This is a genomic window from Pantoea alhagi (assembly GCF_002101395.1).
Lineage (GTDB): Bacteria > Pseudomonadota > Gammaproteobacteria > Enterobacterales > Enterobacteriaceae > Mixta > Mixta alhagi.
On sequence record NZ_CP019706.1, the window covers coordinates 4,063,705 to 4,079,118 of the forward strand.

At 48.0% G+C, this 15,414-nt stretch carries 15 protein-coding genes and 1 pseudogene; 5 read left to right on the top strand and 11 right to left on the bottom strand.

Going from position 1 to position 15,414, the window contains the following annotated elements:
* Positions 1-33 precede the first annotated feature (33 nt).
* The 9 genes and pseudogenes from B1H58_RS19270 to B1H58_RS19315 all read right to left on the bottom strand — a co-directional run.
* Positions 34-381 (bottom strand): annotated as a pseudogene (locus B1H58_RS19270) (MFS transporter); the annotation flags it as partial.
* Positions 382-386: 5 nt separating this feature from the next.
* On the bottom strand, positions 387-677 hold the full coding sequence (locus tag B1H58_RS19275; RefSeq protein WP_085072040.1) for a chorismate mutase: 291 nt from the start codon (positions 675-677) through the stop codon (positions 387-389).
* 163 nt (positions 678-840) lie between these two features.
* Complete coding sequence (locus tag B1H58_RS19280; protein WP_085072041.1) at positions 841-1,419, bottom strand: DUF308 domain-containing protein; 579 nt, start codon at positions 1,417-1,419, stop codon at positions 841-843.
* A gap of 237 nt (positions 1,420-1,656) precedes the next feature.
* Positions 1,657-2,310: a hypothetical protein gene (locus B1H58_RS20760; protein WP_157130217.1), complete on the bottom strand. Its 654-nt coding sequence runs from the start codon at positions 2,308-2,310 to the stop codon at positions 1,657-1,659.
* Between the two features lie 644 nt (positions 2,311-2,954).
* Positions 2,955-3,536, bottom strand: a complete 582-nt coding sequence (locus tag B1H58_RS19290; protein WP_085072043.1) for a cytochrome b — start codon at positions 3,534-3,536, stop codon at positions 2,955-2,957.
* On the bottom strand, positions 3,536-4,579 hold the full coding sequence (locus tag B1H58_RS19295; protein WP_085072044.1) for a catalase family peroxidase: 1,044 nt from the start codon (positions 4,577-4,579) through the stop codon (positions 3,536-3,538). The genes B1H58_RS19290 and B1H58_RS19295 overlap by 1 nt, the downstream gene beginning before the upstream one ends.
* 635 nt (positions 4,580-5,214) lie before the next feature.
* Complete coding sequence (locus B1H58_RS19305) at positions 5,215-6,471, bottom strand: sensor domain-containing diguanylate cyclase (protein WP_085072046.1); 1,257 nt, start codon at positions 6,469-6,471, stop codon at positions 5,215-5,217.
* Between the two features lie 640 nt (positions 6,472-7,111).
* Entirely contained in the window at positions 7,112-7,807 is a 696-nt protein-coding gene (locus B1H58_RS19310; RefSeq protein ID WP_335671920.1) for an aspartate/glutamate racemase family protein, read from the bottom strand.
* A gap of 71 nt (positions 7,808-7,878) precedes the next feature.
* Positions 7,879-8,487 (bottom strand): TetR/AcrR family transcriptional regulator, encoded by a 609-nt coding sequence (locus B1H58_RS19315; protein ID WP_085072048.1) that lies wholly within the window; start codon positions 8,485-8,487, stop codon positions 7,879-7,881.
* 844 nt (positions 8,488-9,331) lie between these two features.
* Between B1H58_RS19315 and B1H58_RS19325 the strand changes: the two genes are divergently transcribed.
* Both B1H58_RS19325 and B1H58_RS19330 read left to right on the top strand, forming a co-directional pair.
* Positions 9,332-9,898 carry a nuclear transport factor 2 family protein gene (locus B1H58_RS19325; RefSeq protein WP_085072049.1) on the top strand — a complete coding sequence of 189 codons (567 nt, stop codon included), beginning with the start codon at positions 9,332-9,334 and terminating at the stop codon, positions 9,896-9,898.
* Between the two features lie 348 nt (positions 9,899-10,246).
* Positions 10,247-10,855 carry a GNAT family N-acetyltransferase gene (locus B1H58_RS19330; protein WP_085072050.1) on the top strand — a complete coding sequence of 203 codons (609 nt, stop codon included), beginning with the start codon at positions 10,247-10,249 and terminating at the stop codon, positions 10,853-10,855.
* Between the two features lie 94 nt (positions 10,856-10,949).
* On the opposite strand, the gene B1H58_RS19335 is transcribed toward B1H58_RS19330, so the two are convergent.
* Positions 10,950-11,843 (bottom strand): LysR family transcriptional regulator, encoded by an 894-nt coding sequence (locus B1H58_RS19335; protein WP_085072374.1) that lies wholly within the window; start codon positions 11,841-11,843, stop codon positions 10,950-10,952.
* A 118-nt stretch (positions 11,844-11,961) separates the two neighbouring features.
* Between B1H58_RS19335 and B1H58_RS19340 the strand changes: the two genes are divergently transcribed.
* A complete protein-coding gene (locus B1H58_RS19340) occupies positions 11,962-12,852 on the top strand; it encodes an MBL fold metallo-hydrolase (protein WP_237172437.1) in 891 nt (296 codons plus the stop codon).
* Positions 12,853-12,857: 5 nt separating this feature from the next.
* Positions 12,858-13,853, top strand: a complete 996-nt coding sequence (locus tag B1H58_RS19345; RefSeq protein ID WP_085072376.1) for an alpha/beta hydrolase — start codon at positions 12,858-12,860, stop codon at positions 13,851-13,853.
* Positions 13,854-13,967: 114 nt separating this feature from the next.
* Here B1H58_RS19345 and B1H58_RS19350 read toward each other — a convergent pair whose 3' ends face one another.
* A complete protein-coding gene (locus tag B1H58_RS19350) occupies positions 13,968-14,312 on the bottom strand; it encodes a cupin domain-containing protein (RefSeq protein WP_085072051.1) in 345 nt (114 codons plus the stop codon).
* A gap of 344 nt (positions 14,313-14,656) precedes the next feature.
* Here B1H58_RS19350 and B1H58_RS19355 point away from each other — a divergent pair, with 344 nt between their 5' ends.
* Positions 14,657-15,397 (top strand): SDR family oxidoreductase, encoded by a 741-nt coding sequence (locus B1H58_RS19355; protein ID WP_085072052.1) that lies wholly within the window; start codon positions 14,657-14,659, stop codon positions 15,395-15,397.
* The last annotated feature ends 17 nt before the right edge of the window (positions 15,398-15,414 follow it).

Sequence of the window (15,414 nt, forward strand, 5' to 3'; positions counted from 1 at the left end):
ACGGGAGTTCGCAGCCAGCTGTGATTTGTTGCGTTACTTGAGAGAAAAGCTGGCTGGGACTGTAGAGCGATCGGAGGAGCGCCGGATTAGCCGAATACTTAGCCCTGCCCCGGTAGCCAGGCAGACGACCATCGTCAGAAGCGCGACGATAAAGGCGTGCATAATCGCTGCTCCGCTGTCACCGTTGCCCAACATGCCGTAAAAGATGCCGCCGATGACGGCGACGCTCAGCGCAGTGCTGATTTGTAATGCCGAGCTGGTTACGCCAGCAATCATATCTGAAAACTGTGGCGCAACCCGGTCTGTCACTATCCGCACCAGAGTTGGCATCGCCAACCCCTGGCCAGGACCTGTAACAAAAAGGAGAACTGCGAGCGGCAGCGCGGTTACGCTTTTAATTCTCCATGTCTGCGGACCACTTCGTCAATAATATAGCGCATAAATCCTTCTACAAAATTCACGTCGAGACTCGCACTTTGCGCGATTTCTTTCAATCTGGTGAGCTGCATGGCCTCTCTGTTTTTATCAGTTTCCGGCAGATTATGTGCAGCCTTGAGCTCGCCAACTTTATGAGTGCAACGAAAACGCTCTGCCAGGATATAAATAAGCGCAGCATCGAGATTATCGATCGTTAGTCTATACGATGAAAGCTGTGCCTGATAATCATTGATATACATTTGTTGACCTCTTAAAATTAATTTGTCTGAACGGATGGGCGAATTTATGACGAATTGTCGACAATTTATTTGTCGGCCTGGTTGATTAGCTTACGCGTCGAATCATTTACTCCGCCATAAGCCGCCCGTTGAATATTGACATTCACCCTGCTATTTTTATCGTTCAACAAGTTAATTTACTTTTACGACTATTTTTTATTGTCAATGTGATGGCTGAAATCAAGAAATAGAGGACGCCGAAAGCAGCATATGGTGCAACAGTGGTGACATCCAAAGTAATATCACTACTCGCCTGTTTAAACATAAACAGACCCGCTAATGCGGATTGCGCGCCACTTAAAATCATAGCCCATTGACCATTAGAATGTTTCCAGCGACGGATGGATGCAGAAAGCTGCAGCACACCAGAAAATATTGCCCATATCCCAAAGACTTTTATAGTTGTACTCATGCTGATTGAGAGGGCCCAGATAATAGCCGCTGCTACAATAATGCTGACAATGAAGTTGAATTTTTGGGGTGGGTTCGCTGCTAAACCACCTGACTTTTTAGCATCAAAATAATTAGCGAATGCATCCCAGGCGGGATAGAGAACAAGCAGAACGGCACCGATAACGGGATTATGTTTACCGATAAATACCGCCAGTGCAATCCAGATAATGGAGCCAGTTGCACGGATATAGTAATAAGATTGAAGCCATTGGTTTTGAGCGTTAGCGGATGTAGATGTATTGGTTTGCATAATGATTCTCCAGGTAAATTGGAACTGTCACAGAAATTGTCAAAGGGAATTAATCGCCTGATTAAACGCTTCAATCGAGCAACCGGAAGATGAAGTGAATTCTTAATCTTCATGACGCGATAATTTATTTGCTAAAAGGCACTTACTTCAGCTTCCCGACCAGAGAGCGCCAGTCAACTGAAGGTTAAAATATTATAAAAACAATAACTTATTAGTGATCGCCAACGGACTTTGATACTAACCCACTTCATTGCGGTTATTACCATCCTGGCGGTAACCTATTCTGTTTAACAGACGAAGCCTGCGTATACGCAATGGCTGGCCTCTGTAAAATGGAAACGGAAACCGGATTATTTCGGGAGAGATCCAAATAAAAATGTTCGTGAGAGGTGCCATAACCACAGCCGGAAACGGTTGCTGGCATGCAAAGTGATGGTCTGAAATATGAGCATGACATTCAGGATCGCCCCTTGATGCAATATGATCTTTGTTTATTTTGCTACATAAATCGGAAACGGGTACACGAGCATATTCCGCATTACTTACCTCAGCGGTTTCAATACAGGAGTTATCAGCCATGCTGCATTCTGTTAAGTCTTCCCTGTTTGTTTTTCCAGAAACAGAAACTGGATTTTTTGTGTGTAATAGCATCTTTCTGCTGGCGAGTAATTGTGCAAGCATCGAATCGATGTCAGACCGGTGTGGTGACATACTTGCCGACTGCTTTTGCATGCCTGGCAAAATTGACCCATGAGAGCGTGAGAGTTTGACCTGAGTCTGTAACAGGGAATGAAAATCTGATGCTATGGAATCAGGAGATCGGTAACTTATCTTTTCAATATTTAACGATGTCAGATTTGGCATTGAAGGCAGAGCACGAATAGTCGTCATAAATAACTTCCCCGTGTTAGCAAAGACGCATATACATAAATTTCGTTAAGGCTATGCCTGCGTCTTCTATTTGTCATAGATGACATTTATATCTGAACAGTGTTAAAGCCCACCCAATAAACCTACTAGAAGGTAGCCTGACTGTCAACGATGACACACGCTGTTTTTCGTCATGTGAAATCTGCAAACATGCTTTAAAGTTCGCTGCAAAGTTATCCCATGATGGGCAATTTACCGCACTGGAACTTTGCTGTTTAATAAGGTGTTCATATTGCTGGTAATATGAATAAGTCTGAGCAACCAAAATAAAAGATCCGCTAAAAGCGGCATTTTATCTGCAGTGCCTTAGCGAGCTTTCATTAACCTATTTATTACCGGCTCGACAATTTGCAGGAATAAACCAGCGCTATTAAAAGCACGCGCAGCGATAATCGTACCATGTACCGTTGCCATAATAGATTTTGCCTCTACCGCTGCACTTTCCCGCAGGGTAAATTCGCTGCTCTTATCGCCCCTGTCCAGCACGGGGGTCAGCCAGTTCGTGAGACCGGTAAAATGTCCCCTGACTTCCTGTGATGTTCTGTACTCACGCATGCTCCGGCAGCAAAGATAAAATAACTTCAAACCAGTAAACGGCCCTGAACCTACTGACCGTCAGCCGGGTTGTCAAGCGCGCGTGGCGTGCTGCGTTTGCCTTTGCAAGAACCAGCCATACTGCTGAATACGCCATCGCGAAGAATCAAAGCGTGGAACAACGCTGCGGCAAGATGCAACATGACGGTCATAAATAGCGCCAGCGCCACCCAACTATGAAGCGGCCGCAAAAAGGCATAAGCAGCGTTACTGACAGGAACAACTGGCGGCAGCACCATACTACCCAGCGTGACGGGATAGCCTGCCGCCGACAGCATGCCCCATCCAATTAATGGCTGAGCCAGCATCATGGCATACAGCGCCCAATGGGACAGATGCGCTAACAATTTCTGCCAGCCAGGCAGCGTGGCTGGAAGTGCCGGTTTAGCGGTAGTGAAGCGCAGCCAGAGTCGTACAGCCACCAGCAATAAAATCATCAAACCCAGCGGTTTATGAATGGCAACCAGTAGACTATGTGATGACGAAACCGTAGCTACCATCGCTACACCAATAAACAGCATTGCCATAATAGCCGCAGCCATCAGCCAGTGGATCACACGCAGTGCCGGATGGAAAGTGTTGTTCTGTTTCATCAGTGAGCCCCGGCCTGTTCGTAGGTGCGTGCATTATAAGATTTGGCGTAAGCGGATGAACGGGCATTCAAAAGCGGGTCATCCGACGCCGTAATGCCATTCGGTAAAATCAGCGGGTCATAATTAATGTCGTTACATGCGCCATGCTGTTGTGGCGTCGTCTTATTGATGATCAGCGTTCCGGCATTAATCATCTGACGATCGGCTGGCCAGACAACCGTTGCGTCATTGCCTCTGTCATGCGGACCAGCGACTGTGATAATCAGATCCCATTTTTGCGGCCCTTGCGCCAGCCGCTGCTGCAAATCGCTTTGTAAAAAGTTAGTGTCTCCTTTCTCTTTTGCCTCAATCGGCTGATAGTCAGCGTGCGGCACCATACTCCAGCGCACCAGGTGTGAATTGCCCTCAGCATCAATGAAATTAAATGCGTTCAGGCTATTAAATCGATCGCTGGCCCAGCTGGAAGATGGCACATATTGCTTTGCCCAGGCGAAGAAGGGTTTAATCTCTGGATGCTGCTGCACAAAAGCCTGAATTTTGGCGGGATCGGGTTTACCAGTTTTGGCATCCGGCAGCGTGGCGCTTTGCAGATCGTAAAAACTCTGCACGCTTTGCACCGGGAAAAACGGCATCGCATTCATGCCGGTGCGCCACTGTTCACCATTTTTTTGATAAAACGCCAGCGCCATACTGCGTACCGGCACCGTATAATCAGGCGCATTGGGATTACCGCCCGCAATGGCAAAACGGCCCACCACAGGCGTGACGCCTGGCGCAAACAGTGCCGCGCGTGACAGGGTACTGGCGTTACCGCTAGCGAAAAAATCGCCCAGGATACAGACGCCCTTAGCATGATTACGGCGATAACCCGGGTGATTGCCGCCAGATTTTTCTAAAGCTGCCACCAGCTTATCCGACGTCAACCGCTTGGGGGCCAGCCAGCCACCCGCCCACAGGAACAGGCCTATCAGCAGCAACGGAATAACAGCAACAATCGCCAGGCGCGCTAATTTCTGGCGGGTAGAAAGAGAGGGCTTATTCATAAATACACTCAACATTGCAGAAATTTAAGTCGACGCTCACCCGAGCGTAATCATTCACATTTTGCGTGTGGCAACGGGATGGCATTCAAAAATCACGTATGACGCCTGCGATCAATCTACTAGTAGGTAGACTGGCCTGTCAACGATTATTCTTCTCTCTTTTATCTGCCGTGCTCTTAACGTAAAGCCAAATTACTTACATTCGCCAACAAAAATGGCCTCTAACGTTCTACAGATTTTTCGATGCTTTACCGACTCAGCCAGTACTCCCCGTTGTTCATTGACCACAACTTGTTTATGCCTGCTTTGTTTTTTTAAGTGTGTGTGAACGCTCACAGGACATAGCGAATCAAAAAGTCATGCAATAACCAGCTGCCGATTCAGCTATGCTGCGGAACCGGAATGCTGATAAATGTAGATGAGTGCCGAAATCCCTGCCGTCGATTATGTGCATAGCTATGCTCTGGTGCCGGATTGATTTACATGAATCTGCGCGGTTTTCGGAACTTAGCGCGGGATCTTTAGGGGGCCTGGACCAGGACGCGCTGAGGGCGCTTGCAGGGGCAGTGAACGGGCATATGGTAAACAACACTATGATGAATCGTAGACAAGGGCAGAAAGCGAAGCCTGATATCCTAATCACATAACGGCGGTGTTGCGGGCTCGAAAAACTGATATGTCCCATCACGTTTTACTTTCGCCTGGTACATCGCTATGTCGGCATTTTCAAATAGCATTTTGGCCGATGCCGTCCCGGAGCGTGCGAGGCTGATGCCAATAGCCGCCCCGATGCGTATTTCCATGTTATTGACAGTAAATGGCTCTTTCAGGCTTTCAATAAGGCGCTGGGCGATGGCGGACGCCGCCTCGCGACTGCCACACTTCGTTGCTACCACAAACTCGTCTCCACCCAGGCGTGCCACCGAGTCGCCCGGATGCATGCAGCTTTGTAGCCGTTCGCTTACCTGCTGCAGCAAGACATCCCCTGCTGCGTGTCCCATCGCATCATTGACTGCCTTGAATCCATTCAAATCGATAAACAGGACTGCTGTGTATACCAGATCTTCGCCCTGAGCAAGCATGCGGTCAACGTGGTCGTTGATCCAGGCGCGATTAGGCAAACCGGTCAACGGGTCGCGGGTTGCCAGTTTCTCAAGCTTCCGGATTTTTTCCTTATCACGACTAATGTCGCGCGAAACCAGCACTGCACCGATGCTGTTGCCTGTGGAAGGATCGATGACGCTGCAGGCCTTAGTGCCAAGCGTCATGTAATAACCGTCGTGATGTAGCTTGCGCACCTCGACGACGTCCGGCAGCACGCCACCGTTGAAGAGATGTGCCAGTGCCTTCGTGGCGTGTGCGCGGTCGTCGGGATGCAGGAATTCCACCACCAGCTGGCCTATCATCTCATCGGCTGGCCAGCCTGTCATTTTGCTATAAGAAGGCGAGATCGAAACGTATCTGCCGTCCGTGTCACAATGGGCGATCAGATCAGTGCTGTTTTCAATCAACAGACGGTATTCCGCCGCCGTGCGCAGCGCGTCCTCAAGAGCTTTACGATGCTCGGTTATATCAAGAATGAAGCCGCTGTACTGCAGGCGAGAAGCACCAGGTTGGTCATCCGGCAGGCCTGAAACAATCACACGCCGCGTCGTCCCGTCCTGACAATGGATCGGCACTTCGATATGAAAAGGTGTCATACCTTCCAACGCCGCAGTAAGTTGCAGCGCGATCTTTTCATCATCAGGCTCTGCGATCCTTAGCCATGCACTTAGCGTTATGCCTTTCAGTGCGGGGATAAGGCCGGCAGGGCTTTCCTGAGTGGCGATGCAGATGCCCTGGGCGTCCGTGGACCAAACGACGACAAGGGTAGGTTTGATCACAGTGTTCATGGTGGTCGGCTCCGTTGTGAACAATCTTAATACTCGTCGTTACAAACCTCTTGACCGCCGTAATTGCCCCACAAACGTGTGAGGTGCTTCGGTAGAGGTTTTCAGTTGCGTGAATGTCAGTCATGAGCGGTGGCTGGCGCTGTCGCCTGTCGGCAGCAGTTGTTGCGGCACTATCCTGCCTGCAGAAATGAGCGAGAAATTATCTATGACGATATTCAGGGCCACCTACATTGAGAGGCTGATTAGCACAGGATCTTTAACGAATTCTATACAACGGCTGCATAGCCTGCCACTGCCGCGTTATTCCTGAATTATACGACTATTCTCCATGTTTCGTTTTCACGACATGTAGAGTCCCTTTTTTCTCTTAGCGGACGGGGCGCCTGATGCCCGTTCGCTTTGTGCCAGAAGCAGACAAACAAATTTAGGGGCGAATGCTGGTTGATGAATCTCGTTGTATACAGGGTAAACCTTAACAAGGGCAAAGCTCGCAAGCGCAGGTCAAAAAAGTTCTGCGGACTTTGCGAAAGCATTAATTATGAGCTTTGCCGACAGGGTTGATCAGTCTTCCTGTCCCCTCCTTTAAACATGAATCTGACAAAATCGGGATAACACATTATGTGACTAAGGATATGTGCAATCAGGGACGCAACGCCATTTCCACTGCTGCTTCGCAATGAATCAACGTGGTATCGAAAACGGGCACGGACACATTATCCTGATTAAGTAACATGCCAACTTCCGTACATCCAAGAATCAAACAATCTGCACCCTTTTCAGCTAAACGTTGTGCTATGTCCTCATAAACAGAGCGACTGGCTGGGGTTACTATATCCTTGCATAGTTCCTCATAGATGATGCGATGTACTTCTGCCCGATCGGTAGCATCGGGAACAACAGGCTGAAGTAAAGCCGTCCGGAGACGATCAAGATAAAAAGGCTGCTCCATCGTAAAGGCTGTCGCCATCAGGCCCGGCGCTTTCAGGCCTTCTTTGACAACCCGGCTGGCCGTTGCATCCGCAATGTGCAGCAGCGGGATGCGGACACCGTCCATCATCTGCTCAGCCAGTCTATGCATTGTGTTTGTTGCCAGAACGATAAAATCAGCGCCTCCGCGTTCCAGCGCCTTTACCTCAGCGTTCAAAAGTAAACCGGCTTCGTCCCATTTGCCGCTGACCTGTAAATTTTCGATGTTTGCAAAATTTAGTGAACGAATAAGCAGCTCAGGAGAATGCAGGCCTCCCAGGCGCTGACGAACCAGCTCACACATCTTTCGGTAATAAATCTGTGTTGAGGCCGCAGACATGCCCCCCAGGATCCCAATCGTTTGCATCATATTTCCGCTCGGTTTTTACTGCATATAAAGGGAAGATGAAGAGGAAAGCATGGATAAGACATTATCAACCATTACCTCTTCGCTAGTTTATATGGTGAGCCTGCGGCGCATAAACGATTCAAAACAGGCTGTGTAATCTGCTCAAACAAATCGACATTATCAAAAGCCCGGGCAGCCAGCATCGCACCATGTACCGTAGCCATCAGGGCCTTTGCCTCCACATCTGGCGTATCTTGCAGATGAAAAGTACCTTCACTTTGTCCCTTCTGAAGCAGTGAGGTCAGCCAGTTGGAAAGGTCCTGGAAATGACCGGTAACTTCTGCTGCTATTTCCACTGGTAAGGTGGGTAACTCAACAGCAAGCATCACGCATATGCAGAATGAAGATGAGCCATCCTTGATACACTGTGACCAGTAGCCGATATACGCCTTAAGCTCAACCAGTGGATCATTGAACTGGCGATCAAGAGCCGACATACCCGAACGCGCTTCTTCACAATATTGTGCGACCACAGTGCGCACGAGATCCGCCTTGCCGGGAAAGTGATGATGAATGCTGGCCTTACGAATATTCACTATCTCAGCAATATCGGCGTAGCTAAAGCTTTTATAGCCGCCTGTGGTAAGCAGTCGTCTGGTGTGAGCAATAATTTCATTAGCCTTATGAGAAAGTTCAGTCATAAATCATCTCGGTCAGTTTATACAAAGAAAACAACAAATTTATATCAAAAGAGGGTCTCGCGCTTTAGTCAACCTACCAGAAGGTAGCCTGATTGTCAAGGAAGCGAGATTTAGCCTAACAGTCCGGTCTTGACACAAAACCAACTAGAAGGTAGGTTGTTTCTTGTCGTTCCATGTCTGTTTGATTGAAGCATTCATCAGAGGTTAGCCAATGAAAAATCATGATTGTGCAGTTCAGCTTTCTTTCTATCGGCAGACGATTGTTAATCCTGACGCAGCGTTAATCTATATCCTTTCTGAACGGTTTCGATGCCCTTCTGAAGTTAGTAAACTTAAATCCGAATATAACCTGCCAAAAAAGATGCGCGCAGGGAGAAAAATCAGTTGGCCAGCCTTGATCAAGGATTTGCTGAGAAATTGAAGCTATTGATTATTAATAAAGCCGTTTGCATGCATGAAAAAATAACCATATGGAAATTTTAACTGTTTTATTAAATCTAATTTTTCATAGATTATATTTTACCAGAGCAGGATTATTCTTTTAAAATTAAAGCTTAACCCGATTAAATAATGAGGTAACTACGGAATAATTTCCTTTACGAAATCAGCCTGAGATGATAACTATTATTTCTGTCTGTCATAGACAAATTTTACATAATCAATAATCCAATGGTTTTATATAACCGCTTGATAATATTATAGCGGCATTGAACCAACCGAAAGCAAACCCTTTTGTGGCAACATTTTAATATTAACAGGCATACAGACAGTATCGGCTGAACTGTCAGAACATACGTTTTTTGAAAAATCTTTCCTCGTCGTTATAAATTTATAAGGAGTCTCTATGTCTTTATCTAAAAAAAATGACTATGAAAAACGTCTTCAAACCATAGAAGATAAATTGAAAATATTTGAACTCATTGCTGCTCACCCCCTTAGCGCGGACACTGGACATTCTGAGTACACACTCACGGTTTATAATCATGATGGTATCTTTGATCGTGGCCCTGAACTGGATGGTGCAAAGGGGGCCAAAGATATTGCGGCGTTTATTGAACGTCCGGAGCATGAGGAAGCAATTGTCGGTGGGCTTGCACATTTTACCGGGCTCCCACTGATTGATTTGCGTGACGATGTTGCAGTAGTAACCTCTTACCTTCAGATAGTGCAACTTAATCAGGAAGGCCCTAATCAAATGCTTCCAAATCATGGAATGTCAAAGGGTTACCGAATTCACCGCGTAGTGGTAAATCGCTGGGAACTGGAACGGCGAGATGGCTGCTGGAAGGTTGCGAAGCGAACGCTTCTGCCGGTAGATGGTTCAGTTAGTCATCGGCAACTGCTACGTAAGGGATTAGATGAGCTTTATTTTCCAGGTTCAGAAAAAAACTCTCCCACTGTGGGTACATGATATTCGTCATGCATAGGGCAAGAGATCTTATGCCCCTGAAATGCCTGCGCCACATAATCATAGGGCGTGACGCTAACTTCTTAAAATGCCCATAGCGGTCAGTAATGTGTACTGCCAACGATTATTCCTCTGTTGGGGAAAGCCTTTGTGCGGTTCATGGCCATGACATGCACATAACCGCAGAGGTAGCAGCGTGTCCGGGGGTTAAGAGATGACAAGATGTATGAAATCCAGACAGGTCATAAAATTATGTAGATATCTGATAGCACGCTTATCTACTGATAGGTTTAGTAAATGGACCATTTTCAATCGATTATAATTCCCTGACTTTCTGATAAGGGCAAAAATATGACTTTCCAAATTGATGGGATTAAAAAGCGTCAGCCGGAAGAATTTTTTACGGAGCAATCCGGCCAGTTGACAGTTATACATCTTGAACCCGTCTGCGAAGATGATATTGCAGCTGTCACAGCGTTGCTTAATCAGGCTTATCGTTGTATCGGTGGTGACGGTGGATGGACAAACGAAGGCGGGATCATTGCCGGGAATCGCATAAGCGAAGAAACGCTGAGACAGGAGATTGCGTCTAAGCCGGATTCAAGTCTGTTGCTATGGAAAATGCAAAGCAAAATTCGGGGATGTGTCTGGATGGAGCCAATTACTGACAGTACCTGGTATCTCGGTTCGCTTGCAATTGACCCACTGTTACAAAACTGCCGATATGGCCGTAAGTTAATTGCTGCAGCAGAACAGTGGTGCAGCAGCCGTAAAGGAAATACTATTCGGTTGACGGTACTGGACGTCCGTCACACGCTTATTAACTGGTATGAAAGGCGGGGTTATACGCTGACCGGAGAAACAGAACCTTTCCCGGTGGAGGACACGCGGTTTGGAATACCTATAAATTCCGGTTTGCGCTTTGTCTATATGAAGAAAATATTGAACCACACCAGATAAAATATCACTGCAAGCTTCAACACTATTCGCAACGTGTCATATCATAAAACGCCGCTGATAATCTGTTATGTGCCAGCGGCGGACGTCTACGGCATTAAAAATCCCATGTCGTTCTTATCCAGTCGATAAACACACGGGTTTTTGCAGGCAGGTGACGATTTTCCGGCCACGCGATGTGCACCGGCACTTCATCATGCTGCCAGTCTGGAAATAGTTCGATCAGATCGCCTTTTTCCAGACATTCTTCTGCCAGAAATCGGTAAGTAGTCACTATCCCCAGCCCTGCTTTTGCCGCGCTGAAAGCTGCCACCGAATCATTAACTGATATCACCCACTTTCCCCAGAGCTGAACTTCATCACCCGTTCTGGAAACTTTATGCTCAAACGCCCGCCCTGATCGAGGCGATGATATCTGCACCAGGATATGTTCCTGCAACAGCTGGCCCGGATGTTCTGGCGTCCCCCGTCGGTTGAGGTAATCAGGAGACGCACAGGTCACCATTTTCAGCGTGCCAAGAGTGCGCGCTATCAGTGATTCCTGATAAAGATTCCCTATCCGGATAACACAGTCATAGTTATCTTCGATCAGATCTGAAGTCTGGTTGCTGATACCTGCCTCTATCTGTACGCCAGGAAATTTTTCAGTGAACTCCAGAAGACGCGGGATGACATGGTAGCACCCCAGCGCGTGCGGCATCTCAACCCGGACTTTTCCCTTTGGTCCTGCGGCCTCAGTACGAGTGTCGCTTTCCAGAATATTCAACTGCTCCAGAAGCTTCAGCGCTCCCTGATAGAAAATGCTCCCCTGCTCCGTCAGGTTCAGCCTGCGGGATGTCCTGTTTAGCAATTTTGTTGCCATCGAGTTTTCCAGCCCCTGGACAAGCCGGGTTACCGTTGATTTTGGCAGTCCGAGCTGTTCTGACGCACGCGTAAACGAACCGGCTTCAACAACCCTTATGAACGCCTTCATTGAGTCAATTTTGTCCACATCGCTCTCCGATTGTTGCAAAAAATGCAACTCATGGTTGCAGGATATCAGCTTGTTCCCTCCGGCAAAAGTGGCAGACTGACGTCATGTTTAGCGAAGTAAACCAGAGGAACCAGCCGTGAATTCTCTTTTTTCCTGGCAGACAGCAGATCTAAAAGTCACAAAAATTCCCGAAATGGAATTGCACAATATCGATGCATCTTTCCTTTTTCCGCAATGGAATGCGCGAACAGGTCAGGCGGCGATGGCGGGGCTCAATAATGAATACAGAGGAAGGGAGGAAAATCAGGTTCAGCTGAGTACCCACAGTTGGCTGATTGAAACCGGGAAGCATATATTCCTGATAGATACTGCAGCAGGTAATGACAAACTTCGTCCGCTAAACCCCGTCTTTAACCAGCTTAATACCCGCTGGCTTACTCATCTGGCGGCTGCGGGCATCAGGCCTGAACAGGTTGACTTTGTATTCCTGAGCCATCTTCACGTGGACCACGTTGGCTGGAATACTCGCCTGATGAATGGACGCTGGACGCCTACATTCCCCAACGCACGTTATTTCTTTTCTGCCCGGGAACTGAGTTTCTATTCAGATGAGAAAAACGTCGGGGAGCCCAGTAAGGGTATTTTTGCCGACAGTATTCTTCCTGTTACAGAAGCAGGTCAGGCTGTGCCGGTTGACGCTGAAGCTATCCTGCCGGTTCCCGGGTTAAAGATACACCGGACACCGGGACACAGTTACGACCACTGGTCATACAGCCTGCAATCAGAAGGTGAAACCCTGCTCTTCTGGGGAGATGTTATGCATCACCCTTTACAATTACGCGTCCCCGACTGGTACTCGGTTTACTGCGAGGATATAGCCGCCTCCGTTGTCTCCCGAAAGTGGGCTATCGCATTCGCTCTGGAGCAAAACGCAGCCATTTTCACCACGCATTTCCCGGGTACGTCTGCCGGAAGGGTGCAGAATAGCGCACTCGGTCTGAGCTGGACGCCCTTTAAACAGGAGTAATGACCATGCATAAAGATAACATCATCAGCGAAAGCCTGTTTATTCCATCAAACACACAAGGCATTGAGCTGCACCTTATCCATAAATTCCGCCGGGATAGAGTGAGCGTCGATGAGTCAAATACCATCATCATGATGCACGGTGCCACTTATTCATCCGAAAGCCTGTTTGACACGCCGGCAGAAGGCGCTTCGTTTATTGATGTGCTGGCCAGCAAAGGGTTCAACGTTTATGCCGTTAACGTCAGAGGATACGGGGCTTCTACCCGCCCGCCTGAAATGAGCCAGCCTGCAGAAAACAACGTTCCTGCGGTGAGAACCGATGTGGCTGTCCGCGACTTCAGCTGCGCGGTTAATTATGTGCTGGGTTTTCATAAGCTGAATCAGGTAAACATCATTGGTATGTCATGGGGAGGCACGGTTGCCGCAACCTTTACCTCACGTAACAATCACCACGTCCGTCGTCTTGGGCTGATTGCACCCCAATGGCTAAGTAGCCAGCCAGTGCCCCTTGATGAAGGAGGCACATTGCATGCATGGCGTATCGTAAACGCAGGAGAAGGCAAGGCTCGCTGGCTGAGTGGTGCCCCGCAGCATAAACAGCAGGATCTCATCCCGGCGGGCGTGTTTGAGGCCTGGGTAGACAAAGCTGTCAGCACTGAACCTGATGAGAATCTGCGAATGCAAAATTCTTTCAGGGCCAGCAACGGTCCTGTTCAGGATATCCGGGACTACTGGACCAAAGGAAAGCCTTATTATGACCCGGCCGATATTCGCGTACCGTTGCTGCTCATTCATGGCGAGTGGGACAGAGATGTTCCTGTTGCCGTTACACAGGATTTATTCCTGCATATGACCGGCTCACCGGATAAACGGTGGCTGGAAATTGGCGAGGCAACACATATGGTTGTTCTGGAAAAGAACCGCCATAAGGTTTTTGACGCACTGGCCAATTTCTTTAGTGAGCCAAACATTAAGAATTCCAGGCACGTTGCTCAGTAGCTACCCCTTCTGGTCCGCTCAGTGCCAGAAACGGACATTGCTCATATCCAGTTATGTTAGTAAATAACGAGCTGACCTTATGTTAAGGCCAGCTATTACAGTTAGTACGTGACATCAGGATGGTGGGAGGTCAGAACGATCCCCTCGTGTGGTCGGATGTGAAATTACAATAAACTCTACGGGAGATTCAGTATCGTTTCTGGCTTGATGCCTGGAGCCCGGAGGAATTTCTAATCCCTGCAGGGCCTTAATATTATGCATTTCACCTTCAAGCTCAATTGAAAGAACGCCTTTAAGAACAAAGAAAAACTGTCTGGAAACTGAGTGGAAATGTCGCTTTTCGAAGGTGCCTGGAGGCATTTTTTCATGAATAACCAGCATGTCCTGGCGGTTTACCAGGTACCAACCATCGCAATTGCCACCCCATATATAATGCTCTGCATTATCCTTTGAAATCATCATAGTTCTCCTTATGCATGCAACCATATCTCAAGGGTGTAAAAGGTTTATACCGAGAGATGCTATCAATTCGCAACGGGTTAAGCTTTGGTTAATCGCTTAAAAATATTAACTTTATCGTTCACATACCCATCAGTTATTAATTTCTTGGCAGATTGGTATTTACACAGGACATTAGGTCTGCTTTTTGCTTATAGCAGACCTTGCCCCGTACGCATGTCCGCTTTTGCCAGAAGCGGACATTCAAGCAGTAATGCTGTCGTTGCGTAATGAAACAGATGACGAATAGTGTTTTGTTTACGTAAGGTAGATGCTGATTCCGCAGCCAAGTAAAGGGCGTAAGCATGGGAAGATTTCAGGGTAAACGTATACTGATCACGGGCGGTACCAGTGGCATGGGGCTGGCAGGCGCTCAGCGCATTGTCACTGAAGGCGGCCATGTAGCCATTACGGGGCTTAATGAAGAAAGGCTGAAACATGCACGCAGCCTGCTTCCTGTAACATCGCTTATTGTGAAAAGCGATGCTGCAAGCGAAGCTGACATAAATGCGCTGGAAGAAGCTGTTAGCGGCTGGGGATCACTTGATGGATTATGGCTTAATGCCGGCTTCGCAGAGGTCGGCTCCCCGGAATCTGTAACGGCAGATTCTTTTAATCGCATGATGAACGCTAATGTGCGCGGTCCGATGCTACAGCTGGCAGCTCTATCTAAATCACTTAACTCAGGCGCATCCGTTCTGGTTACTTCTTCCTCCTCTGTATATGAAGGTGCGGCGATGACAAGCCTGTATGCAGCGACGAAAGGCGCCGTTATCGCTATGGTTAAAAGCTGGGCATCTGCGCTGGCTGAACGCGGTATCCGCGCCAACACTTTGGTGCCAGGTCCGATTGAAACCAACTTCAGGCATTTTATGCCAGAGGAGTCGCGTCAGCAGTTTGAGGATTTTGTGGTAAGCCAGGTTCCTTTGGGTCGCGCAGGAACAGCAGAAGAGGCTGCTGCAGTTGCACTTTTCCTCCTTTCCGATGATGCATCCTATGTTACCGGCAGCCAGTATGCTGTAGACGGTGGGCTGGTACATTACTGATCGTTTACCAGGGCTCA

Coding starts and splice junctions, on each gene's coding strand:
- B1H58_RS19275 (WP_085072040.1), bottom strand. CDS start 677: ATGTATATCAATGATTATCAGGCACAGCTTTCATCGTATAGACTAACG.
- B1H58_RS19280 (WP_085072041.1), bottom strand. CDS start 1,419: ATGCAAACCAATACATCTACATCCGCTAACGCTCAAAACCAATGGCTT.
- B1H58_RS20760 (WP_157130217.1), bottom strand. CDS start 2,310: ATGACGACTATTCGTGCTCTGCCTTCAATGCCAAATCTGACATCGTTA.
- B1H58_RS19290 (WP_085072043.1), bottom strand. CDS start 3,536: ATGAAACAGAACAACACTTTCCATCCGGCACTGCGTGTGATCCACTGG.
- B1H58_RS19295 (WP_085072044.1), bottom strand. CDS start 4,579: ATGAATAAGCCCTCTCTTTCTACCCGCCAGAAATTAGCGCGCCTGGCG.
- B1H58_RS19305 (WP_085072046.1), bottom strand. CDS start 6,471: ATGAACACTGTGATCAAACCTACCCTTGTCGTCGTTTGGTCCACGGAC.
- B1H58_RS19310 (WP_335671920.1), bottom strand. CDS start 7,807: ATGATGCAAACGATTGGGATCCTGGGGGGCATGTCTGCGGCCTCAACA.
- B1H58_RS19315 (WP_085072048.1), bottom strand. CDS start 8,487: ATGACTGAACTTTCTCATAAGGCTAATGAAATTATTGCTCACACCAGA.
- B1H58_RS19325 (WP_085072049.1), top strand. CDS start 9,332: ATGTCTTTATCTAAAAAAAATGACTATGAAAAACGTCTTCAAACCATA.
- B1H58_RS19330 (WP_085072050.1), top strand. CDS start 10,247: ATGACTTTCCAAATTGATGGGATTAAAAAGCGTCAGCCGGAAGAATTT.
- B1H58_RS19345 (WP_085072376.1), top strand. CDS start 12,858: ATGCATAAAGATAACATCATCAGCGAAAGCCTGTTTATTCCATCAAAC.
- B1H58_RS19350 (WP_085072051.1), bottom strand. CDS start 14,312: ATGATTTCAAAGGATAATGCAGAGCATTATATATGGGGTGGCAATTGC.
- B1H58_RS19355 (WP_085072052.1), top strand. CDS start 14,657: ATGGGAAGATTTCAGGGTAAACGTATACTGATCACGGGCGGTACCAGT.